20 protein-coding genes are annotated in these 23,104 nt (G+C 46.1%); 6 read left to right on the top strand and 14 right to left on the bottom strand.

The annotated features are described in order from the left end of the window. Positions 1-5: 5 nt before the first annotated feature. From Q7P67_RS10850 to Q7P67_RS10820, 7 genes are all read right to left on the bottom strand, one after another. The gene (locus tag Q7P67_RS10850) at positions 6-230 is read right to left on the bottom strand and encodes a hypothetical protein (RefSeq protein WP_303852051.1); all 225 of its coding nucleotides are present in this window, start codon (positions 228-230) and stop codon (positions 6-8) included. Positions 231-281: 51 nt separating this feature from the next. Beyond that, positions 282-3,431, bottom strand: coding sequence for an ATP-binding protein (locus Q7P67_RS10845; RefSeq protein WP_303852049.1), 3,150 nt, complete (start codon positions 3,429-3,431; stop codon positions 282-284). Between the two features lie 112 nt (positions 3,432-3,543). Next, positions 3,544-3,855 (bottom strand): hypothetical protein, encoded by a 312-nt coding sequence (locus Q7P67_RS10840; protein WP_303852047.1) that lies wholly within the window; start codon positions 3,853-3,855, stop codon positions 3,544-3,546. A gap of 63 nt (positions 3,856-3,918) precedes the next feature. Continuing rightward, positions 3,919-4,491, bottom strand: coding sequence for a 4Fe-4S dicluster domain-containing protein (locus Q7P67_RS10835; RefSeq protein WP_303852045.1), 573 nt, complete (start codon positions 4,489-4,491; stop codon positions 3,919-3,921). A gap of 11 nt (positions 4,492-4,502) precedes the next feature. After that, a complete protein-coding gene (locus Q7P67_RS10830; RefSeq protein WP_303852043.1) occupies positions 4,503-6,767 on the bottom strand; it encodes a molybdopterin-dependent oxidoreductase in 2,265 nt (754 codons plus the stop codon). 1 nt (position 6,768) lies between these two features. Further along, positions 6,769-7,323: a molecular chaperone gene (locus Q7P67_RS10825; protein ID WP_303852042.1), complete on the bottom strand. Its 555-nt coding sequence runs from the start codon at positions 7,321-7,323 to the stop codon at positions 6,769-6,771. Positions 7,324-7,636: 313 nt separating this feature from the next. Then, positions 7,637-9,286, bottom strand: coding sequence for a PAS domain S-box protein (locus Q7P67_RS10820; RefSeq protein WP_303852040.1), 1,650 nt, complete (start codon positions 9,284-9,286; stop codon positions 7,637-7,639). A 369-nt stretch (positions 9,287-9,655) separates the two neighbouring features. Here Q7P67_RS10820 and Q7P67_RS10815 point away from each other — a divergent pair, with 369 nt between their 5' ends. Then, positions 9,656-10,816, top strand: coding sequence for an MFS transporter (locus tag Q7P67_RS10815; protein WP_303852038.1), 1,161 nt, complete (start codon positions 9,656-9,658; stop codon positions 10,814-10,816). Positions 10,817-10,848: 32 nt separating this feature from the next. Here Q7P67_RS10815 and Q7P67_RS10810 read toward each other — a convergent pair whose 3' ends face one another. Next, positions 10,849-12,468: a nucleoside-triphosphatase gene (locus Q7P67_RS10810; RefSeq protein ID WP_303852037.1), complete on the bottom strand. Its 1,620-nt coding sequence runs from the start codon at positions 12,466-12,468 to the stop codon at positions 10,849-10,851. A gap of 266 nt (positions 12,469-12,734) precedes the next feature. Between Q7P67_RS10810 and Q7P67_RS10805 the strand changes: the two genes are divergently transcribed. Then, the gene (locus Q7P67_RS10805; protein WP_303852035.1) at positions 12,735-13,505 is read left to right on the top strand and encodes a class I SAM-dependent methyltransferase; all 771 of its coding nucleotides are present in this window, start codon (positions 12,735-12,737) and stop codon (positions 13,503-13,505) included. 33 nt (positions 13,506-13,538) lie between these two features. Here the strand turns inward: Q7P67_RS10805 and Q7P67_RS10800 are convergent, their stop codons facing one another. From Q7P67_RS10800 to Q7P67_RS10780, 5 genes are all read right to left on the bottom strand, one after another. After that, complete coding sequence (locus Q7P67_RS10800) at positions 13,539-14,636, bottom strand: patatin-like phospholipase family protein (RefSeq protein ID WP_303852034.1); 1,098 nt, start codon at positions 14,634-14,636, stop codon at positions 13,539-13,541. Between the two features lie 9 nt (positions 14,637-14,645). Further along, complete coding sequence (locus Q7P67_RS10795; RefSeq protein WP_303852033.1) at positions 14,646-15,353, bottom strand: hypothetical protein; 708 nt, start codon at positions 15,351-15,353, stop codon at positions 14,646-14,648. 19 nt (positions 15,354-15,372) lie between these two features. Beyond that, a complete protein-coding gene (locus Q7P67_RS10790; RefSeq protein WP_303852032.1) occupies positions 15,373-18,507 on the bottom strand; it encodes a hypothetical protein in 3,135 nt (1,044 codons plus the stop codon). Beyond that, positions 18,500-18,976 carry a hypothetical protein gene (locus Q7P67_RS10785; RefSeq protein ID WP_303852031.1) on the bottom strand — a complete coding sequence of 159 codons (477 nt, stop codon included), beginning with the start codon at positions 18,974-18,976 and terminating at the stop codon, positions 18,500-18,502. Before Q7P67_RS10785 ends, Q7P67_RS10790 begins: the two co-directional genes overlap by 8 nt. A gap of 196 nt (positions 18,977-19,172) precedes the next feature. Next, a complete protein-coding gene (locus Q7P67_RS10780; protein WP_303852030.1) occupies positions 19,173-20,270 on the bottom strand; it encodes a patatin-like phospholipase family protein in 1,098 nt (365 codons plus the stop codon). A gap of 604 nt (positions 20,271-20,874) precedes the next feature. Here Q7P67_RS10780 and Q7P67_RS10775 point away from each other — a divergent pair. After that, positions 20,875-21,030, top strand: coding sequence for a hypothetical protein (locus tag Q7P67_RS10775; RefSeq protein ID WP_303852028.1), 156 nt, complete (start codon positions 20,875-20,877; stop codon positions 21,028-21,030). Positions 21,031-21,224: 194 nt separating this feature from the next. Here the strand turns inward: Q7P67_RS10775 and Q7P67_RS10770 are convergent, their stop codons facing one another. Then, entirely contained in the window at positions 21,225-21,500 is a 276-nt protein-coding gene (locus Q7P67_RS10770; RefSeq protein WP_303852027.1) for a hypothetical protein, read from the bottom strand. A gap of 130 nt (positions 21,501-21,630) precedes the next feature. Here Q7P67_RS10770 and Q7P67_RS10765 point away from each other — a divergent pair, with 130 nt between their 5' ends. The 3 genes from Q7P67_RS10765 (at position 21,631) to Q7P67_RS10755 (ending at position 22,990) form a co-directional block, all read left to right on the top strand. After that, positions 21,631-22,065, top strand: coding sequence for a single-stranded DNA-binding protein (locus Q7P67_RS10765; protein ID WP_303852026.1), 435 nt, complete (start codon positions 21,631-21,633; stop codon positions 22,063-22,065). Between the two features lie 35 nt (positions 22,066-22,100). Further along, the gene (locus Q7P67_RS10760; protein WP_303852025.1) at positions 22,101-22,307 is read left to right on the top strand and encodes a hypothetical protein; all 207 of its coding nucleotides are present in this window, start codon (positions 22,101-22,103) and stop codon (positions 22,305-22,307) included. A gap of 218 nt (positions 22,308-22,525) precedes the next feature. Continuing rightward, entirely contained in the window at positions 22,526-22,990 is a 465-nt protein-coding gene (locus Q7P67_RS10755) for a hypothetical protein (protein WP_303852024.1), read from the top strand. Positions 22,991-23,104 lie beyond the last annotated feature (114 nt).

Raw genomic sequence — 23,104 nt, 5'->3', positions numbered from 1 at the left:
TTCAGTTACGCTGTTTTTCTGACATCCTGACCTTCTTTAAGCGACTGGGCAAGGCGTTTTGCCTCGTTTGCCGTTATCAGCAGATTCAGAAGACTTTCCATCTCCTCGCGGGAGAGTGGTTTGTCGGTTGAAAGCAGGTCGCGGGCTATGGATATGTGCAGGTTTGCAATGCCTGTGAGCTGCTTTATCCTTTCGTCTTCCTTTTCGTTGAAAAATGCCTCTGTGTCCATTCTTTCCTCCTTAAAAGAAGATAGACATAGGAAAGCAATTAGAGTGCCATTTCAGGCTTTGATTTTAAGATTTTGTGCGACGATATTGCCGACTTTGTTAAGTTCTTCCAGCAGCAGGGCAACCGCCTCTCCGGTCTTTTTCCCGTCGTCCGATTCGGTTGCTGATTCTGCGTTTTTAGCCGTTTGTGCCAGTTTAGGCATGGCAAGATTTTCTGCATATGAACCGAGTGAGCGGAAAATATCGGTAAGTGCTGTATTGTCAGACTGGGCAGCGGTCTCCTTGCGGATGGTTTCCGCAGCTTTCAGAAACTCCTGCAAAGCCTTGATAAACAGTGCCTCATTGCCTCCGAAGCCGCTTAGTCCGGCAGTGAAATCTATGTGACCTGACGGATCGAACATGTGTGTTCCGACCGGTATTTCGGATCGTATGCGCACAGCTTCAGTAATAGCTTTGGATATCTCATTTATCTTTAACGGCTTACTGATGGCTCCCGTCATGAGTGCCGTTTTCATTTTCAGTTTGTCTTCGTCTATTACGCTGGCAGTCATTGCATAAATGGGGGTGTCTGCGTTCAGTTTTCCCTCTCGTATCATTCTGGCTGTGGAATAGCCGTCAAGTTCGGGCATCATGATATCCAGTAAAATTGCATCAAAGGTCTCCTCTTCCGCAGCTTTAACAGCTTCTCTGCCGTTTTCCGCAAAGCTGACACTGACGCCGAGAAGCTGCATGAACTCGCTGGCGACTTCACGGTTAAGGCTGTTGTCGTCCGCCACAAGAACGTGTATCCTGTGTCCGGTTGTGCCCGCGCTGAGAAGTTCCGGCAGTTCGTCTTTGGAAGCCTGTCCGGTTATGGCAGTTACTGCCGTATGGAACAGAAGGGTGGGGGATGCAGGTTTTGCCAGAGTGGTTATTTTAAGTCCGGTATCTTTTTCCGGTTGTTCACTGCTTATGTATATCACAGGCGGCAGAAGCGAAACGTCTGCATTCAGTTTTTCGAAAACCTCAAGGGGTGAAGGTTCGTGCAGACGGTTTTCAAGCACAATCAGGTCGAATCCCAGTGTGCCGTCGTTTTTCAGGTTATTGCCTATTATCTTCATTAGCTCGATACTGCTGTCCGCGGAAACCACGTCGGCAAGAAGTTCCCTGAATATCGAGGAGATACTCCCCTGCTCGCCGGACATATTTTCGGATACGAGTATCCTTCTTCTTTTCAGTATGCCTGAGCGTTCTTTCATATCCTCCGCTCTGGTTACGTCGGTATTTTTCATTTTGAGTGTAAAAGAAAACGTGCTTCCTTTTCCGGGTTCGCTTTCAACAAAGACAGTGCTGCCCATTTTGTCCAGTATTTTTTTGCAAATTGAAAGTCCCAGACCGGAACCGCCGTATTTTCTGGAAGTTTTGCTGGAAATCTGTTCGTATGAAGAGAAAATTCTGTTTATTTTATCTGCGGGGATGCCTATTCCGGTATCCTTGATGCTGAATTTCAGAGTGCTGTAGGACATATTTGACTCAGTGCAGTCTATCGTTATCGTCACGGAGCCTTTGTCTGTGAACTTGACAGCGTTCGAGCCTATATTGGATAGTACCTGAGTAAGTCTGGTCGGGTCTCCTTTAACATACATGGGCACGTTGCCGCCTATTTCCAGATACAGCGAAATTTTTTTCTTCTCCGCCTGAACCTCAAGGATATCCTTTATGCTTTTTACCAGATCGGGCAGGTTAAAGCTGATGTTTTCCAACTCCAGTTTTCCCGCTTCTATTTTGGAATAGTCGAGTATATCGTTGATTATCTCCATCAAAAGTGTGGCGGAGGAATGTATTTTGCTGATGTATTCGTACTGTTTGGGATTAAGTCCGGTTTGCAGCGCGAGATAGCTTAAACCCAATATTGCATTCATCGGAGTGCGTATTTCGTGGCTCATATCTGTAAGGAATTCGGTCTTAACCTCATTGATGTATCTGTAGTTGTCCAGAGCTGATTCCAGCCGCTGATTTGCTTCTTCAAGCTGTTTTGTGCGGTTGTTTATAGTATTTTCAAGATTTTTGTTTATATCTTCAATGGCGTGTATCTGCCTGTTCTGTTCCCAGAGATTGCTGTAGAGATTCATGCTGAGGTTATTGTATGCCTCAGCCAGAACGGTTATTTCCGTGTTTTCGTTGAACGACAGCAGTTTCGGTTCCTTTTCAAGGGTTATTTCATTATCGGTGACGTGTTTTGCTATGTTTTCTATGGGTCTGAAAAGCACTTTTATCATAAAACCGGACACAAGCGCCAGGGCAAACAGCCCGTATGCGGCTATGGAAGCAGCCTGTTTCATCACTGCCGAATACATCTGGGTAACTTCTCTGGTTGTATCATTGACAAGAAAAAGCCAGCCTATCCTGTTAGATGAATAGTCGTAAAGCGGTATTTTGCTGGTCATATAGAATTTGTCGGAAAATCGGAATATGCCTTTCTTTTCCATTAAATTAGCTGCGACTATTTTTTTGGCGCGTTCGGAGGAAAAATCATATACCAGAAGGTTTTTATAATGAAGCCACGGGGATGATTCCTGAAAAAATTTCGCTTTGCTGGCCATCTTTTTATCCAGAGCGACTGAATAATCTATACCTGTGCCTGATTTTGCATTGCGGAGCATATTGTCTATGCTGCCGCCGAACTCCACTGTTCCGACAGACTCGAAATTATACCAGACGGGTTTGACAACACGCAGACCGAGCCCACCTCTGCCGGCTTCAATACCAGCCACCATGGTTTTCTGTTCGTTTGCCTTAACCACGGTTTTTCTGAAACTTTGCAGGTTATCGCCGTAATTCTGTTTGCTGTGTACCCTGTAAAAACTGACTGCGGGTGGAATATGAAACTGGAACTGTTCTATGTCGTAAAGATGCTTCAGCCGTGTATCGTAAATGTTATCAACCAGTTTTGCCAGCCCTTCGCGGTCTCTGCGGGCAAATTTTTCCACAAGTGTCTGATTGTCGGTGAGAGTGTCCAGCCCAAGGGAATACTGCCTTATCATAGTCTCCTGTTCGGTTTCAAAGACTTTGCCGAACATGGCGAACGCTTCTTCATTTTTACTGATAATATCGCTGCGCAGTTTGAAGTACGTACTGAAAATAAGAATAAAAACAGCAACAGACATAAGAGCCGCCGTAAAGGCGAGAATACGATATCTGAGGCTGCTGAAAATTGGTTTCATAGTCTCATTCCCAAAAACATTATAATATATATTTATCATGTTTTTTGCGTAATTGCCAGTAATTTGAAATTTAAGTCACGAACAATAAAGAAGAATTTCTATTGTTTCGTATTTATTTGAGTTTGCCGGTTTTTATTGTGAGCTTCTGTTTTGAATAAACAGATGATTCGACGCCTCCGCAGCTTCCTTTGGATATATGTATGACAGAGATATCCACCGAAAAGGTACCCTCTCTGTTGAATATCAGAGTTGTTTCCGGTATTGCCGCTTCGGCTGTCATACCTTCAACCTCAGATACCTTTACGGTATAGAAATCTCCTCCCCCCTTTTTCGGTTCCGGTGCTTCTGTGCGTATGCGGATTGGCGTGTCTGTCGGAGCAGATATGACAGTATCCGCATATGCTGCTATGCCGGAAGTACTCATTAAAACGAAAATTAATAATATTTTCATAGGTTTAGGTTGGGGCGCCTTAAACGCCCCGTATTGTCAGTTATCCTTAACCGCCAGCACAAGCTGCGGAGCTTTCGCCTCGACAAACCTTGTGGACGGGTTAAGCCGTGTGAATTTGCCGAATCCTTTCGGATACTGCACGCCTTTCTGTGCTTCCGGAGCGGAAAGCTCCACCAGTGTAAGAGCTTTTGCCGGACAGCCCTGAACACAGGCTGGCATAAGTCCCGCGTCGATACGTTCAACGCACATGCTGCATTTCTCCGCACGCTGGAGCACTTCATTGTCCTTGGGCGCGTGGTATGAGCAGCTTTTTATGCACTGACGGCAGTAGATGCATTTGTCGGACGAGTGAACCACTATGCCGTCTTTTTCGCGTTTTACATGCGCGCCTACAGGGCAGACCTGCACGCAGACGGGTTTTTCGCAGTGGTTGCATGAGAGCGAAAAGAAGGCTCTGTCCCTGTGGGGATAGTCCTTTGCCTCCAGCGGCTGAAGGTTTCTCCATGCCACGCCCGGTTCCTGATGATATTGGTTTTTACATGCCATGGCGCAGGAGTAGCAGCCGATACATTTTTTAGAATTTACCATAAAGGCAAGCTGTTTTTTCATGTCATCCCCCTCTATGCCTTCACTATGTCGCCGAACTGGTCGTGGATGGCAACGCCGGGGGCTCCCGTTTTGAAGGTGCCCATGTCGCTGGACGTGTCGTCAACCAGCTCCTGAACGTTGAAATCCTTTCCCTTGAACCACGCCTCATACATGAGAAGTACGTCGGGCGCTATGTTCTCTGTCAGGTTAACTTTCAGAGTGACGGCTCCGGTCTTGTTTGAGACCTTTACAGTGTCGCCGTCCTTGATCCCTTTGGCTTTGGCGGCTGATGGGTTCATGTATACGAGGGGACCCTTATTGAAGTCCTCCATATAGTCGATGTTGTTGAACTGTGAGTGCAGCCCGAACTGGGTGTGGGGCGTGAGTATGCGGAATTTTCCGTAGGGCTTCCTGCGTTCCTTATATTCCGGAAGCGCTTTGTGTCCGTACTCTTTGGCAAGGTCGGACATAAATTCGTATTTACCGGAAGGCGTGCCGAATTTTTTGTCGCTCCATGAGGCTGTGGAGGTGAGAATGGCTTTTTTTGGACCGTTTCTAAGCTCCTCCCAGCTTTTTATGCCGAAATATTTGTAAATTCCGTCGTTGAACTCTTTCTCCATCCACACTTTTGTATCGGTTATCTGCGGGAAAGTGCATGAACCTGCTACCTTTGCGTTCATTTTTGCGGAGAGCAGAGCAGCTATCTCAAGGTCGGATTTCGCCTCGTACTGGTTTTCGATAGCTTTTTCGTTCAGGCTCATCCAGTAGTGCCAGTAGGATACGTTGACTGTGTTCTCCTCGAAAAGCGTTGTGCAGGGGAGCACAATGTCGGAGTTCTGGACGGTTTCATTGAAGAACTGGTCAACAGTGACAACCATTTCGAGTTTTGAGAACGCCTTTTTCATCTTATTGCGGTCGAAATCCTGCGCAAACGGGTTTTTGCAGGCGACCCACAACAGACGTATAGGAGGCTCGTCCGTTGTGAGTATCGACTCTGCTATCTTGTTGATGTTTATGGTTCTGTCGGAGTATGACTGCGCTTCTCCCGCTGTCTGGTCAAACTCGCTTTTAATCTTGTCCTTTCCTGTGTAGCCCACTGAGCCTTCGGGTTGTTTCTGCACCATTGCGTTGTAGTTGAATCCCCATGTGGAGAGATGCCCGTATCTCGCGCCGCCGCCCTCTTTGCCGATGTTTCCGGTGAGTGCCGCAAGAGCATCGATTGAGCGCACGGATGCGCCGCCGTTGGTGTGGCGCTGCATCCCGTATCCTATCCAGATTGTCGCAGGATCCGCCTTCGCGTATTCATCGGCTATCTGACGGATAATTTTTTCGCTTACACCTGTTTCGGCAGCCGCCCATTTAACTGTGACGTGCTTGTCCAGATACGCTTTAAATTCTTTGAAGCCTTTTGCATATTTGGTCACAAACTCTTTGTCGTACAGCCCTTTTTCAACTATGTGCTTCGCCATTCCCAAAGCCAGAGCGCCATCCTGTCCGGTTTTAACACGGATATAAGTGTCTGCTTTTGCTGCTGTCTGGGTGAGGATAGGGTCGATGACCACGAGTTTTGCGCCTCTTGCCTGTGCCTCGTATATGAATTTCATAGTATGAACGGAGTTCCAAGCAGGGTTTCCACCCCATACGATGATATATTTTGCCTTTACCATGTCTTCGGGGTCGTTGCACCACATGTTGCCCATGTCGAAGTTCTGTGCGTCTATGCCCGCAGGCCAGCAGGGCGTTCCGACAAAGCGTGTGGTGTAGCCGAGGGACGAGAACATGCCCTCAACGCCGTAATGGGTTATGCCGAAGTTGCCTGAGTATTTGTCCAGCGCCATGCCGAGAAGTGAGCCATCCTTCTGTTTCATTTCAAGTATCTTGTCGGAGATTATGCCAAGAGCTTCATCCCAGCTTATGCGCCGCCAGTTTCCGCTTCCGCGTTTGTCCTGAATCATTGGGTATTTGATCCTGTCAGGGCTGTAGACTCTTCTGGGGTATGAAAAGCCTTTAACGCAGAGCGCGCCGTCGGTAAACGTTGATTCTTTCGCGCCTTCGACAAACTCGATTGCGCCGTCCTTAACATATGTCACGATACTGCATGTGTCGTAACAGTTTCTGGGACAGGCGTTGCGGAAAGTTTTCAGACCGGATTGATACGTCGTGCGTTCCCACGCCTCCGCTTTAAAAAGACCCGCAGGGATGGATGCCAGTGCCCCAGCAGCCGCAAGACCTTTCAATATCTCGCGTCGGGATAGGGAGCAGACATCTTCAAGTCTCTGCTTTTTGTTGCCGTCCATTTTAGACCTCCTGAGCAGCTAGTTCGGCAACGGCGGATTCTATCCACCGTTTAAGAATAAACAGCATATAGTCAACGGCGGGCGTTTTCTGTTCGTGCTCAGTTTTGCTGAGAAACAGCCTTACCCACTCGTTCATATGGTTTTTTATGAAGTATTTACGGATTTCCGAAGCCTCTTTGGCGATGTTCTCCAGCCGTGTCAGATAGCGGCAGGCGTCCAGTTCGAAGGGGAGGCTGTCTTCCGGTATGTTCACGCCGTTCGGCAGTTCAAGCCCTATAGTGAGGTAAAGGTTTTTAACGCATTTTGTTACATGACCGTTATATGCCATATCAGTTTCCAGATAATAGGATGCCAGCATCGGAGCGGCAGGTGCAGATGGACCGACAAACAGCCTGTTGAAGCAGTATTCCTCTTCTACCCAGTCGGTTTGTGACGGCTCTTTTCCGTTAATTCGGCACATTTCGTGATATGCCTGTTTCATTGTATCCTGCGTTCCGAAATAAAAGAAGTCACGCAGTTGTTCAAGGATGTTTTGGGTATTTTCTGCGTTATACATTTCCGCCTCATACGTTTTTTATACGTTATTATAGACGGGTATGGATGGTGGATGAATGTTAGAGATGGGGTAATTATCGGGTATGTTTTCTACCCGATATGCGCGGCAATATACTTCGCTCTGCTGCGTCAGATTCACTTCATTCGCAACACATACATCATTTGTATGCTTTTGCTCATCTCAGAAAATCTTCCTTGCATAGCTCGCATCTTCCCGCTTTGTCTAATTTTGTATTTTTTATAACCTCCGCCTTGAACTGCTCGGTTATGAAAAGCAATTGAGAGACGGTCTCTGCGGGTGCAACGAAGCAGTCTCAGGTGTTGGTCAGAAAGGAGTAAAGATTCAGGTCTTTGCCGTTGAGCCCAAGTTTCTTGCGGATGTTCTTTCTGTGGGTCTGCATTGTTTCAAAAGAGATATTCATTATGTCGCCTATCTCTTTACTGCTTTTTCCAGCCTGAATAAGCTGGCATATCTGTATCTCCGCCTTGCTCAGCTTCATAAGGCTTGCGCTGTTCGCCGCGTTTATTCCTGTCAGCGATGAGAGCTGTTCTTTTATCATGTTGGCGTACATTTTTCGTATCTCAATGTTGTCTTCGGCTGCAAGTTTCTGCATGGAAGGAAGTATCTGCGTTGTAATACGCTGCGCTATGGTGCGTTCGGTCTCTTCCTTATCCTTGCCTATGGTCTTCATAACATTGCGAAGGGTGACGTTCATCTCCTCCGCAGCCGCTTTCTCGTGGAGTATGTTCTCTTCCATTAGTTTTTGCTGAGTGATGTCGCGCACAATCAGGTGCAGAAAAGGTTCACTGCCGAGCGTCAGTTTGCTGGTGGTCACGTTTGCGGGGAACGAATCTCCGCGGGTTGTTACACACATGGTTTCCGTACTGCTTATGTCTGTGTCTGCAAAGCTGTTTTTAATTGTTTTGAAACCGTCGGGGTGGAATATTTTAGCGCAATTTATACCGGTAAGTCCTATGCTGCCGAATCCGAACATGGTATCCGCCTTTTCGTTGGACTGGACTATGCCGAGGTTTCTGTCCGCAAGGATTATCCCTTCTCCCGCACTGGAAAAAAGTGAACGGAAAAGGTTTTCCGATTTTGAAAGCGCTGCCGTACGCTCGTTAACAAGCTGTTCCAGCCGTGCCCTATGCTCCACCATACACGTTATGTCGCTGAGGATTATGACGTATCCTGCGGAAGCCAGAGAAACTTTTTTCAGAGGCACAACGCCGAGAGTGACGATTGCGGTGTTGTCTGGCAGACGCACCTCTTTCTGTGCCTGTGCCGGGTATTCTTTCAGGAGTTCGCCCATGGGCATCGGTTGTAGACCGATATAAAGCCACACGGCGGAACCGATGGCGTTCTGTCCGAATTTTTCCTCAGCGGCGCGGTTCATCTCAAGGATGCGCCCTTCGGAATCGGTGACAAGAACGATGTCTGACGTCACCTGAAAAATGTTCTCATATTTATTTTTGGCAAGGGTGAGTATGCGGTCGGTTCTTTCCAGCATCTTCATCCTGTCGTCTCTGGACTGTTTGTCCCATTTGGATATGGCAATTGATTCAACACAATCGAGCATTCTGCGGAACTCTATGTAGAGTCTGAGTTTTTCACCGGATTGAGCGGGAGATGAGAGGATAATGTCGTCAAGAGAGTGTATAAGAGTTTTAAAACAGCCGAAGAACATCTCCGCAGTGATTCCGCGGGCTTTGTGGCGTTCCGCCATCATGATAAGGCTGTCTGCTATCTCTCTGCTGTTTTTCATGATATACGCAAACTCGACGGGTTTTCCTTCCGCCAGATGCTTTTTCATCGGCTCGATAACACCGAGCAGACTGCGGATGCAGTCATCCCGTTTGGCGGTGGTGTGCTCAAGGTACCCTGCCGCCTCCATGTGGCGCGTCCAGCCATCCAGAAAAGTTTCCATCTCTTCAATAAAGCCGTTAAGTAAATCAGTGAGCATTTTTGCCTCTGAAAACAGGATAACAGAAATCGTATCCGTTTTTCAACTTTCAGTTTCCGGAGAAACGAGGGTGATTCTGATTTTTATATCAGGCATAACGGTATATGCCGTAAGTTAAACATAATTGTATTGCTGTGATATTTCCTGTGTTTATTTCATTTTTTCAGATGAATGTTTATTATTTATAATTTATTGTAAAATAGAGAATAAATAATATTTATGTGAAATATGTTAATTCATAAATGCAAGCAATTATACAAAAATTCAATATTTCTATTAAACAGGATGATATTTTTCTTGTGATTAATCTTTTGACAATTCCTGTTAAGCAAATATACTTATTAAGTATTGGAACCCAAAGGGGCAGGGATGGACGATTTTAAACTTTATTCAAAGAATTTTGTGCTCATTTGCGTTTCGGGCTTTCTTTATTTCGGCAGTTTTTATTTTCTTTTGCCAACTATTCCGCAGTTTGTTCACCATATCGGCGGTTCGGCAGGGCAGATTGGAGCTGTAGTCGGTTTTTTCACGCTTACCTCCGTTATTCTGCGACCATATTTCGGTAAGCTCGCCGACGGATACGGGCGAAAAAAGTTTCTTCTGGCTGGTTCCGGCATGTTTGCGCTCCTGTTTGTTCTATATTCACATGCGGGCGGAATATCGCATCTTTATATCATACGTCTTTTTCACGGCGTTGCCCACGGGTGTTATCTTGCCGCGGCATATGCCTACGTTGCCGACCTCGCGCCCATACAGCGCAGAGGCGAGGTTATGGGTGTGTACGGCGTTGCCAACGTTTTTGCAATGGCGCTTTTTCCCGCATGGGGCAGCCGTATAATCACCATCACCCATGATTTTAATTATCTGTTCTCACTGTCCGCCATAACGGCGGCCTTGTCCTTTCTTTCGCTTTTGCTTATAGACGACCGCAGACCGGAGACCCACGGCGTGCAGAAAAAAGGGATATTTGAAGCCGGGCTGAAACCGCCTGTTCTGGCGGCATCCGTCACCTTTTTCAGCGCTTCAACCGTCTATGGCACCGTTATAACGTTCCTTCCGGTCTATGCTCCGGAGAAAGGTATGGCTGATTTCGGCATATTTTTTACGGTTTATGCTGTCTTTACGCTGCTGAGCAGAGTTGCGGCGGGTAAACTTTCAGATATCTATGGGCGCAGAAAAGTTGTTCTGCCGTTTTTGTCGGTACTTGCTGTCGCCACCTTCTGTCTGCCGTTTCTGTCAAACCTGTATATGCTGGCTTTCATCGGCGCGCTTTTCGGGCTTGGTTTCGGTGCTTTTATGCCCGCGCTTACGGCATACGTTGTGGACAAGACTGAGCCGCAGGAGAGGGCAGGTGCGCTGGCATTCTTTACGTCTTTCATGGACGTGGGGATAACCACGGGCGCAATAGTGCTCGGCATCATCGGCGGATGGCTTGGTTTCGAGGTGATGTACGGTTTTGCAGGCGTTATTCTGTCCTGCGGAATAGTCTTTTTTGCGTTTTTTTCTCGAAGGCGTGCAGAACGAACATAAGCCCAAGCAAATATAGAACGAGGTGGTCTTTATCATCTTTTTATTATATTTGCGCGTTTGATTGCGAAGGTGTCCAGAAACTCATCCACGAACGTATCACGCACGGCTATGACAATCGTTATCCTTCTGCGCAGAAGCTCAGTTATCAGCGCGTTCCAGCCTTCGCCGTTTATTTCAAGTTTTCCGGCTTCGTCTATGAAAACGTAATCCGCGTTTTCCGAGTCTTTCAGCACCTTTTCTTCGAATATTTTTACGGCATCGTCTGAAAAGTCAAAAGTACCCTCCGCATTGCGTTTGCAGAAGGGTATTTCCTCTGCCGTAACCAGGTCGGTGAGTCTGTAATCGTCCTTCCTCTCCGCATAAACGTTTGCGCGGCAGATGAATCCGCATACCCGGAAATCCTGTTTCAGCCTGTCCGCCTCTGCTGCCATGAACGTTGTTTTTCCGGCATCAACAGCGCCCGTAACTAGTGTCACGTTCGCTTTAACGTCGTCCAGCATATTGTCGGCGGTTATCAGTAACTGCTTTACTGCGCTCATTGGTTTTGTACGGATATCTTTGCCTGTTACCACGGAGCCGACGGCGCGGTTTGTCTCCCATGCGGTCGCAACGGTTTTGTCCATCCTGTCGCCGTACTTTCTGCGTATTGCTGCGGCTATGCGCGGATGTTTAAATTCGTTCAGTATGCCGTTAACAGCTATGGTCATGAGGCACGCCCTGAAAACCATTGCCAGACCGCCTGATATGGCTTTGGGGCTGAGCATCCCTTTGTCTCCGGCATAGATGAAAGCGCCGGAAAGGAATGAGACTATCAGCACGGGGATATAAAATTTAGGATTAAGCATCCTTTTAAGCGATTTTGAATAGCGTATTGCAGCGAAGATGAAATAGATTCCCAGAAAGGGTATCACAGAGGGATACGAATGCATGAAAATAAGACCGACCAGCATCGCCAGCACAGCAAAGAACATCCATACCAGCGACGGTTTGAAGTTTGATGGTGCTGCCGCTTTCTGCTTTTCCGGTTTGAACGACGGAACGTTTTCTGTGTATGTGATTGTTCTGATGTTGGTTTCCAGATTGTGCCCTATGAATGAGCCGATAGCAGAGGCTATGACTCCGCAGATGAAATATATGGCAATAAGAGCAGCTATGCCCCATATCGGGTCGATGTGTTTGAGCCCTGCAAGTCCCACAGTGCCTTCGAAGAACTGCTCGTAAAGGATATAGATGTTGGGACCGAACATCATAAAGGCTCTGAAAAATTTATGAAGTATCGTCCATATCAGCGCAAACCCGCCTCCGATGGCATAGCCTATAGGGTTGTTTCCGCCTATGCGTGCGCCAAGCTCCATTAGGAACCCCTCAATTGTTATGGCGATTGCCGGAACTATAAGGTTCGGGCTTGGGGAAAACAGTTTAAGGAGTGCGGAAGAAAGCCCCGCTCTGTAGAAAAGACCTTTCTGCCGCCACCTGATGTTTATGCCGGACATAAGGGTGATTGCGATGAACGTAAGTATGTAGCCTTTCATGGGAATACGCATGTTGTGCAGAACAGAGCCGAGAGACATTTCAGACGTGCCCCATATGCCGCCTGCAACAGCACCTTTTTCCCATTTTGAGGCTGATGAGACGTTGGTTATTTTTGACATGGAACCTTCCCTGATACGTTATATAATAAATACAATAACGCTTCTGATAAACTTATAGATTACAAAGATTAACGGTGTCAATATTGTTAATAATGCGCTAACGGGTGAATAACGTGTTAACCTTTATTTGCTGCCGCATAATTTTGATATTGAATAACGCATTAATAATGAAACGTTTATTACAGTTAAACGGAAGGAATTTTTGTCTTTAATTTTTTGCAGGTGCATGTAATTATGTCATATAATTGAAATGCAGGGAGGGTGCCATGGCAAGAGGGAACGGCAGAGACCACAAATATATGCTGGACAGATGGAAGAAAAAATCGGGTTCGTATCCCAGATATAAGAGCAGCGAAGACGTTATTGAGGCGCGTATCGTAAATTCCATGAAAAAAGCTGGGATTGATTTCAGCGGAAAGAGTATCCTTGATGTCGGCTGCGGAACAGGCGTTTATACCATCCGCATTGCGAAAGAGGCGGGCAGTGTCACAGGTATTGACATATCACAGGAGATGCTCTCTGTGCTTGAGCAGGACGCTGCGGCGGAGGGCTGCCAAAACATAGAAACAATCATAAGTCCTTGGGATACTTTCGACACCGGAGGAAAGCAATGGGACATTGCCGTGTCCACAATGACACCTGCCGTGCAGCTCGCGGAGGACTATCAGAAGGTGCGCGACAGCGCAAGGGAGGCTGTCATATATCTTGGCTGGGGCGGAAAAAGGGATGTTGAACCCATAAAGTACATCGCCGGAAAGAGTCAGGTAAAACCGCGCGTGTTCAACAATTCGCAGAATATGCGCAAATGGCTGGACGACAGAGGCATAGCTTATTATTCCGAGATTTTTGACGAGATACGGAACAAGACAATGCCTTTTGAAGAGGCAGTTTCATATTGTCAGGACGAGCTTGAGATAAGCGAGGTGTTCGCCCTGCAAAACGATATCGAAAAGGAACTGCAAAGGTTCACCGACGAGAACGGAATTGTACGCTTCAAAATAAGCGCCCGTTTGGAGCTTATCGTTTATAAAAAATAGATGAATCGGGCGGAGGAAGCCCTCCGCCTGAGTTTAATTGTTTTTTAAGCTGAGACCCGCCGCCGCGCATCCGTATTTCACAAGCGCATCGAAATCCTTCTCTTTCATGATTTCAAGCGTGGTTGGGTAATTCCTCGCCGTGTTTATCTCGTCTGTGGAAAGACCCGCTTCGTGCAGTTCGACATTACTAAGCAGGTCGTCGCCCATTGATATATACATGCCAGACCCGCGATTGTTTATGAAAAAATTCTGGAACGAGCGCACCCTTAATGACCTGTCCTGATCCATCAGTATGTTTACAAGATTACTCGCCCGTCCGAATGAAAGCGGGTTCGGAACAGGCTTGTCATCGAAAGGCGTTCCTGCATCGGAAACTATCATGAAATCGAGGTTTTTTGCGCTGGACTTGATGCACTGCCTGCCTATGTCAAAAAATGCCTCAGTGCCAAGGTTGTCATAAAGCCCGCCGTCGTATATGTGCATCTTGGTATAAGGAGGATAAACGCGCTCGGTTTTACCTGTTTCCCAGCCGGTTTCACGCTCCCAGATATATTTTTCCGTTTCTATCTCAACGGGACCGATGCCTATGGGAAAGGCAGCCGACACCGCCATTGCCGTTGCAGTTTTAAAGCTGCCTGCGGCGGCATATCCGGTTTTATAGTCGCCCATTGTCCCGTTTTTAAACCTGAACCTGCGCCCGTTCTCCCCGTTTGTGCCGTTGATTGTCCAGACAGGAGCCTGCGGGAGGTCTGAAAGGCGGGATTTTATACCCCAAAGTGATTCTATGGTCTGGGCTATCACCGCGCCTCTGTTCAGGATATTTTTCCAGTTCGAAGGTTTAATGAGTGCCGCCATGCTGCTTTTTTGCAGAGAGGTAGTGGTAATGAGTTTTCTTATCTGCGGCAGGACACTGTTCAGGTATTCTGTATCGCCCGCCCACTTGTTCTTCGCGTAATGGAAGACCAGTCCCGTGAAAAGGCTGCCGCCGGAAACGGAGGATACGTTTGTAACCTTCTCCATGAGGTTGTTCTCTGCCAGAAATTTCAGCAGTCCCGCATGAAATGCCAATGCCCGCACACCGCCGCCTGACAGCGACAGCCCTACGTTGTTTAAAGTGGTTGTATTGCTCATGTCCGCTCCCTAATCCCCTGAAAATGGGTACCATTTTTCTTCAAAGAGATAGAATATTTTTTCGCTGGAGGCATAGGAGTTATCTGTCGGTACAAATTTTATTTTATTTGATGAGCAGTATATGAACGGACTGTCGTCATTATCTCTTCTTGCTGTGTAGATGCTTATGCAGTCTTCGTCGTAGGTTGGAACCTCATTGATAAGCCTGTGAAGCATTCTGCCATCTCTTTCGTCAGTAAGATAGAAACCGTCTTCCGGTAGACATAGTTCCTCGTTAAGTTTGAATTTAGCATCATATTTTATAATCCCGTCATCTTCTTTGTAAATCCACTGGAGAGGGTCGAAAGCGTTTCCCAGAGAGCTGTTCCAGCTTGCGTCACCTGTTTTCAGATTTGCGGGGGCATTATTGAGTATACCGAGTACCGTATTCAGAAGTATAACGTTCGTATAGTTGTTTTGTTCCAACATCTTCATTTTTTCATACAGTTCGTTCGTCAGAGCCTCATCATTATCCGTTACTATCGAAAACAGAGATTTAATTGCATCCGTGTTCTTAGTATCCAGGTTATAACACAACGCTTTTTCAATGTTGTAATAGCTGAACCTGTGGCATATCGCCCGTCCGTTGCCGCCTGAAAACGCGCGCACTGTGCTGTCATAGAAATCTCTGGGATTGTCAAACTGGGTGTATTCGCCATCAGTTGTTATGCCTATCATAATAATCTGCCTCCTGTAATTATATTCTCGGAGTGTACGGCGCTTCTTTCGCTCTGCCGCGCCGCGGCTGTTTAAGGGGTTCTCCGCCGAATTGCTCTATCGTTCCGTTTATGCTTTCCAGAATCACAGGCTCTTTCGCAAGGTTGATATATCCCGTATCCTGCGGGGTATAGAAACGAGTGTTTACCTCCTTCGCCAGTTTCTGCATGAACGCGTTCATATCTTTTGACGGTTCGCCTGATTTTTTTGCACGCCTGCCTGCGGGTTTTTCCTTTCTGTCCGTTTCGGCTATGACCCCGTTAACAGTGGATATGGCTGAACTTACAAGACCGTGGAGTTCTGAAACGTTCTTAAACGCTTCCGATGCGTCATTTATCTCTGAAACGTTTTCATCCGTGAGGTTGTGTTCGCCGCTTGTAAGGTTGTTCATGGCATCGACAGTGTTTTTCAGTGAATCTATTTCAACAGCGTCCGTTGTTGCCGCCAGCGACTGCTTCACCTGAGACAGTGTGTCGGCAAACGACCTTTGCAGCTCCTGAAATCTGGAGAAATCCTCGCCGAACTCGTCTTTATACCCGTCTATCATAGACGACATCATCTGTCCTGAGTTTTGCAGAAGGTTCATCGCATTCTGTATGCTTGCCACCATCTCCTCGTGAGTGGGCAGTTCGAATACGTCTTTTTTCATCCTGCCGGAAGACTGACCGTTTTCAAGACGGTTCAGATCGCCCTCCATCTGTCCGTTCATACTGCCGGTTGCGTTGTTTTTGAACTGATCGGCGCTTGTGCCGTGCCCGAAGCTGATCTGGGCGGTGTATTCGTGTCCTATGGCTCTGAATGTCACAGCCGCCCTGAAAGTCTGCTGACTGCCGGATACCATTGCCTCAATCTCCATTTTTTTTATAACCAGCAGAGAAGCCGCAGCATTAATGACGTTATTCACCAGCTTTAAAACCTCTTCGCTGAGTGCCCCCGCGAAGCTCACCGCCGCTTTAGCAATCTGGAGGGCGGCTGTCGCGGTGCCGATGGCGACGTAAATCCCTGCTTTGGCTATCTCGTATCCGGCTATCTCAAGCCCCTTCGCAATGGCTACGAAAGCCTTTTCCCACCAGTGTGCATTGCTGATGGCGTTGCGGCATCCGTCTATAAGGCTGTTCATGTAGTTAATCTGCTGATACAGCGAATCGACGTTCTGCTGGGCGCTGTCCAGAGACCTTTTTGCGCCGTCGATGTTTGCCCGCAACTTTTCAATGGCTCTGTTTATACGCTCCGTGACGCCTTTCAGCATGTCTTCCAGTCCGCTGGTGTCTATCAGTATGTATAGCGAGAAAAAGGCGTTCGAAAAATTTGCGTATGACGCTTCAATCTTCACTGTCGCTTTGAACACGCCAAGGAAATTCACCGAAGCATACAGGGAGATATTGCGCTGAATGTACATCAGGCGTGCTTCCGCCGTTATCAGCCCGTTCAGCAGTTCGATACGTCCGTCGAAATAGAATTGGACGTCCTTTTTGCCCGCCGACAGGAAAAACACCACGCCGTCCTGCGCATCCTGAGAGAACTGTTTCACAACGCTGTCAGCAGGCAGCGTGATCAGGTCTGATTTGCCTTTCGAACCTGATACCTTGCATATGCTGAATCCGCCTATTTTAAGGTCGAAAGCGTCTATCTTAGCAAAAGCCGTAAGTCCGTCGTTGGGACGGTATGATATCAGCAGAGCAAACTTTATGTCGAAGATGCTGACAACTCCGCATAAAAATATTCCCGCGCTTATCTTATAGCTGCCGAACTGCTTTTCGCCGATTATATCCGAAAAATAGAACTGCGCGTTCAGCAGTATCTTTCCATCCTTCGTGATTGTGTAGAGTCTCATTCTTGAGGTATCGGTCAGCGAATAGTCTTCGCCGGATTTCTGTACCTTTAAGCTGCCTGCCGACAAGGCAAGGGTCTTATCCGGTACGGTTTCCGCAAACTGTTTTGCGATATATTCCGCGTCTTTGGCATCCACCTTTGACGTGTCGAATCTGCTGTCCGAAGTTGTCAGGCTGAAGCTGTTTATCTGTATGAAATCCAGCGTATGAACGGCTTCCACATCCGTTCCCGTCAGGTTGACAAACAGGTCTGGGATGGACAGCTTGTTCACCGCGGCGCATAGCAGAAGAGGGTTCACAGCGGAACCTGCACATTCCAGCATCACGGCGGAAAACATCGACAGCTTTCTGATGTACAGAGATGCGGACATCCCGACCGTTATGCCCTTGTCAAAGCCGAGACTGATGATTATTCCGCCCAGTGAAATCCAGTCCGCCAGCTTAACGGGTTCTGCACTTATCATCTCGCCGGATATCATAAAGCTGCCGGGTGAAAAACTGCTGGCTGTTCTGAAATATAAACCTTTGAGCATATCTGCCTTTATCTGAAAAGTGCCGCTCATGGTGAAACTCAGTCCGGCGGCGAATCCTGCTGATATGTACATATCTTTTACGCTGACGTATTGCCCGTCCTTGTCAGGGATAGCAAGTGTACAGGCAAATGCGCCTTTATCCGTGTCAGCTCCCAGAAACAGCGATAGCTGTTCTATGCCGAAAATCTCTTTGAATGCAGAAGAAACAACGCTTCCCTGTCCGAAAACGAATCTGCCGCTGAGAATTACGTTATAACTGTCGGCAGGTTCAGGTATCTTTTCGTTTGATGCAGAACCGCACAGGGCGGGCAGGGTGATGCTTTTGCCGCTTCGGAACATGACATAAAAGTCGGATACGCTCAGATTTTTTCTGATAGTACCTATTATCTCCGCAAGTTTGCCGGAAGTTCCGCTGTCGTTCAGTTTCAGGAGAATTGCGGAATCACCACCGGATTTGAGCCCGCTGATGAAGAGACTGTCGGTGTCCAGACGGAATCCGTTTCCGTTCCTGTTACTGAACACGTCGATATCGCAATGGATGGGACTGACCGCTGACGGACAGTTTTTCACTATGCTGTCACCGATGCCGCCTCCGACAAAGTTGAAAAGTCCAGCGACAGAATCGTTTTGCAAGCTCGCTTTTCCGTACCAGTAAATATGTCCGTTGTCGTTTATAAAGCCCGCCTGTAAAGGGAGACCGCATACGGCTCCCTTTATTCCGAGCATTATGGACGGCTTTTTCTCAGGCATTCTGGAGTTCGGCAGGGATTGAGAGCTGTTGAAGTATTTTATCGTTTGCAGTATTCCAGATTGCAATGGTGAGAAGTTTGACGTCAATTATGGATTTTATGGCGGTTGGAACAAGACCTTCCGCAAGAATATCCAACCTGAAAGCGTATTCGCAATCGGTTTTTGTTCCGTCGCTGACCACTTTCAGATATATTGACGACAGCTTAATCTTGATTTCATCAAGGTTGATTTTGCTGTTTTCTGATGATGACTTTATTTTGTTTTTTATATCGTCTGCTGAAAGCCCTTCCTGTTTGCCGGCGAGTTTCTCAACATCCGCTATGAACTGCGCAATGGAGATGCCTTCATTCTTTTCAGTTTCGGGCTGTGTGAGCAGAATTTTGAACCCTTTGTCGAGTTTGAGGTATCCTGCTTTGAGATCTGTTCCCAAAAGTTTAAAATCAAGTCCTATTAGCATATTTACTGACATGATTTCCTCCTGTGAATATTTTATGTTTAAATTATAACACCTCCTGTCAATTCTGGTGTGAATTCATTGTGTGTACTGTGTGCCTGTTTTTGTCTAATACGTTGTAAAATAGTGCATAATAAGATTATGATTTTTTATTGATGAACATAAGTTTATTATTATATTATTGTTAAATCGTGAATCTGATTAAGGAAGACTACAGCGTGTCGGTTTTCAGTCGCATTGAGTTGTATCCGCATTTTACAAGAGAATCGAACTCGAATCCTGTCATCTGATCAAGCGAAGTCGGAAGGCTTCTGGCGGCGCTGACTTCGTTCAGAGTGAAGTCGTCGTCGTTTGTTATTGAAAGGAGGGAATTATCTGCAAGAGAGATGTAAATTCCAGCGTTTCCATTGTACTTCATAAAATACATGAACGAGTTCACTCTGAGCCTTCTGCTTTGCTCCATTAGTATGTTGATCAGTTTATTGACCCTGCTGAGAGAAAACGGGTCTGAGAGCGGAGTTTCTGTAAATGGAGAACCGGCATCGGAGATGATAATATAATCAACGTCTTTTGTATTAAGTTTAACGCCATGTTCACTGACCTCGTAAAATGTTTCGGTCCCGAGGTTGTCGTAAAGTCCGCCGTCGTATATGTGCAGTGTGCCGAATTCCGGTTTAACACGTTCTTTGTGATCTGAACCGTAAGGAATTTCAAGCTCCCATTTATAGGCTGCCGTATCTATTTCAACTGGACCTATGCCAATGGGAAATGCCGCGGATGCTGCCATGGCGTCTGCCGTTTTAAACATTCTGGCAGAAGTATATCCGGTTTTGTTGTCACCCATTGTTTCGTTTTTAAACCGGAAACGCTGCCCGTTTTCCCCGTTTGTGCAGTTGATTGTCCAGACAGGGTTTCGTGGGAGGTCGGCGAGGACGGAGTTTATACCCCATAAAGATTCTATAGTCTGTGAGATGACCAGGCTCCTTCTGTTTAAAACGTGCTTCCAGTTGGAAAATTTCATTAGAGCCGACATACCGGACTGCTGCAATGATGTGAAGATCATCATTTCTCTGAGTTTCGGCAGGATATCTGCGATGTATTGGGTATCGTTAGGCCATCTGTTCTGTGAGAGATGAAGCACGAGTCCGGTGAACAGACTGCCGCCGGAAACTGATGATATATTGGTAATTTTCTTCATAAGACCGTGTTCGGCAAGATATTTTACAACACCTGCATGATATGCTATAGCTCTTACGCCACCACCTGAAAGGGCAAGCCCTATCTTTCTGTTGTTTAATATGTTTCCCATCCTTCCTCCGGTCTGCAATGAATCATAACATAAAATGGAGGATAGTGTAATAATCCTGATAGATAATATATGTGAAATATTCTAAACATATTTCAGACTAGTTCTCGTTTGGTTGATTTAATGTTCTCTATGTGTTATTTTATGTTTATCAAATTATACGGAGGCGTGTTTTGAGTACAGAAGAAGTTGTCAAAAAAATTGAAGAAAAGTATGGCCCTTTTTATTCGGTTCCCAATCACTGCCAGTGTCCAAGGTGTAAGCAATACAAGTGGTATACAAACGGCAATGGGACTTATTTATGCAAAGGATGTGGCTACAGCTATACCTCTGAAGATTAGTGTTTTTTTATAACAGGAGAATTATATGGGTTTTTTCGGCGATATAATGAATCAGGTTAAAAACGGAGACTATCAGTCAATAAGGTGTCAGAATTGCGGAAGCACGTATAGCTTTAACATATCAAGGCAATTCCCTTATGCAATATGTGGAACTTGTCTGGAGAAAGCCGGATACTATGCCAAACAGAACGGTGATAATAATCTTTATAGAGAGATCGTGCAGGAGTTTAGAAGACGCGGTTCTCGCTGGTCATAAAAGGAATATCATGTCTGACAAATTTGGTAAGAACCATAACTATCCTTCGGATTCTCAGGGAAAAGACAAAGGGATTGATAAGAACGTAGAATATTCTACTTCAAGACCAAAAGATAACTGGACTAAAGAAACGAAAGACAAGGTTGACGGCACTCTCAAAAAGTAATTTGAACTGCTCCTTAGTATATTTAAAATGACTACAGGGGCATTTTTTAATTGTTTTGGTGTGCCAGAAACGGGCGATGCGGGAGTCGAACGCATAAAATTCAGTTCAGTACGACAATATACGTTATTTATCAGTAAGCCGACATTATCGAATATTACCGAATCTTACCCAGAGTGTGCCAAAAGTGTGCCAAATTACTCTTCAAAACTACCCTTATAAAGATAAGCGATATGCCCACTGCATCCACCAGTCAGAACTTTAACTTTACGCATTAAAATTTTTTGGTTTGGATTAGGATCATTATTGAAAGGTACGGTTTCCAGTATTTCAACCGTAGAATTTTTTAGTGTATTGTTACATCCCGAGTAAGGGCTACCATTAACTTCAAGAAGGTTGAAATTACTCTTAGTTATCGTGTAAGTAGTTTGAGCAAGTGCTGTAATTGAAATTAATATAACCAGCATAATCATTAGAAATTTATTCATTCTATAACCCTCTACCTAATAATCTGCCCATTATACCCTGATTAGCATTATCTGTGAACATGAATTTACCCTCCCAGACATTTCTATTTTAGAAACTCACTGGAGGTTATCTATCATGCCTTACAAAAATGAAGTTATACTTCTCGGCAATCTTACAAAAGACTCTGAGCTGCGCTTTCTCCCTGGCGAAGACACAGCTATTCTTTCATTCACCATCGCTACAACTAAACCTAAGAAGGATAAAGACAAGGAAAAGCCTTTCTTCATCGGTGCTACGATCTGGGGCGAATACGCTAAGATAATGGAGCCTCTTTTAAAGAAAGGCAGGCAGGTACTTGTCACCGGTGAGCTGGAATACTCATCTTGGGACACCGAAGGGCAGTTCCACACGAAGCATACGATCAAGGTCGAAGATGTTCAGTTGCTCTCAAAACCGAAATCAGACTCATCTTCCCACTCTGAAAGCACTTTCGATGAACCTGATGCCGACGCCGCAGGCGGTGCAAACGAAAAAACTAAAAAACAAACAAAAAATGAAAAAACGGGGTGATAAAAAAACGAAAAAACTAAAAACGGAAAAACATCATGAATGACACTGATTATAACGACAACACTATTAACGCCTTTGTGCAGCTTAACGAAGTCAATAAGAAGTTAAACAATGTTAAGGACCTTGTCCTTCGTATGGCTGTTCAGCCTGAAGATGAGCGGGATTACGCTGCATTTTTTGACGACATCCTCATTATCGTGATGGAAGATGGCAATCAGGGGAGAATTGAGCTTTGTGGTTGAAAGCATATTTTGATGAAATTGCTTTCAAATACGGGCTTTGCGAGGATGAGATAAAAGGCATTCTCAGGCAGACAGCGGAGCAGTTTTACACTCACAAGCTCCGCTGTCCTGTTCTCTGTGAATTTACATCAGAAGGACTTACTCTCAGAAAATATCAAGCAAATGGTTTTGGAGGAAAAGAGTCGGTCTTTTCTTTGCGCAGGGCGGATTTGCGTCATATGGCGAAAGCTCTTCAGAATGCATTTCAGGCGCAGGCTATCGTTGCAAAGCAAAGATGTTTAAAGCCGTTTATAGGAACGGCTGTCCACTGTTTTTTTCTGCGTTATGAGCAGGAAGTGGGAGTTTTCTATGCTGAAGCGTCAGAAGGTATCCGTATTCCTGCTTATTGTTCATTGCGCAGCACTCCGATCCACGAACGCAATACTTACACTCCCGGGCAAATGCTTTGGTTTCATGTAACTGGTCTTTCTGAAAAGGACAGAGAGGTGTGCTTTATCCTGAGCCGGACAACAGAGCGTCTTGTGGACGAGCTGTTCCGGCTGCAGGGAAGCACCGTGCATTGTGTCAATCGGATATCAGGAGCAAGAAGTCTTGTGCAGACGGAAAAGCGTATACCGAAGGCGCATATAGTTTTTACGGCTAATGAGCTTAAAGAGCGTGTCATAGTGAGGTATGGCAAATGAAGACGTATATCGGACGCGGACACAGACTTGTCCAGCGGGACAAAGAAATAGATATAGTAATCAATGATGCGGATCTTTCCGGTCATTTTTGGTGTTTTGGTACCACACGGGTTG

This window comes from Seleniivibrio woodruffii, from assembly GCF_029267515.1.
Taxonomy (GTDB): domain Bacteria; phylum Chrysiogenota; class Deferribacteres; order Deferribacterales; family Geovibrionaceae; genus Seleniivibrio; species Seleniivibrio woodruffii_A.
This window is presented reverse-complemented; position numbering and strand designations above follow the sequence as displayed.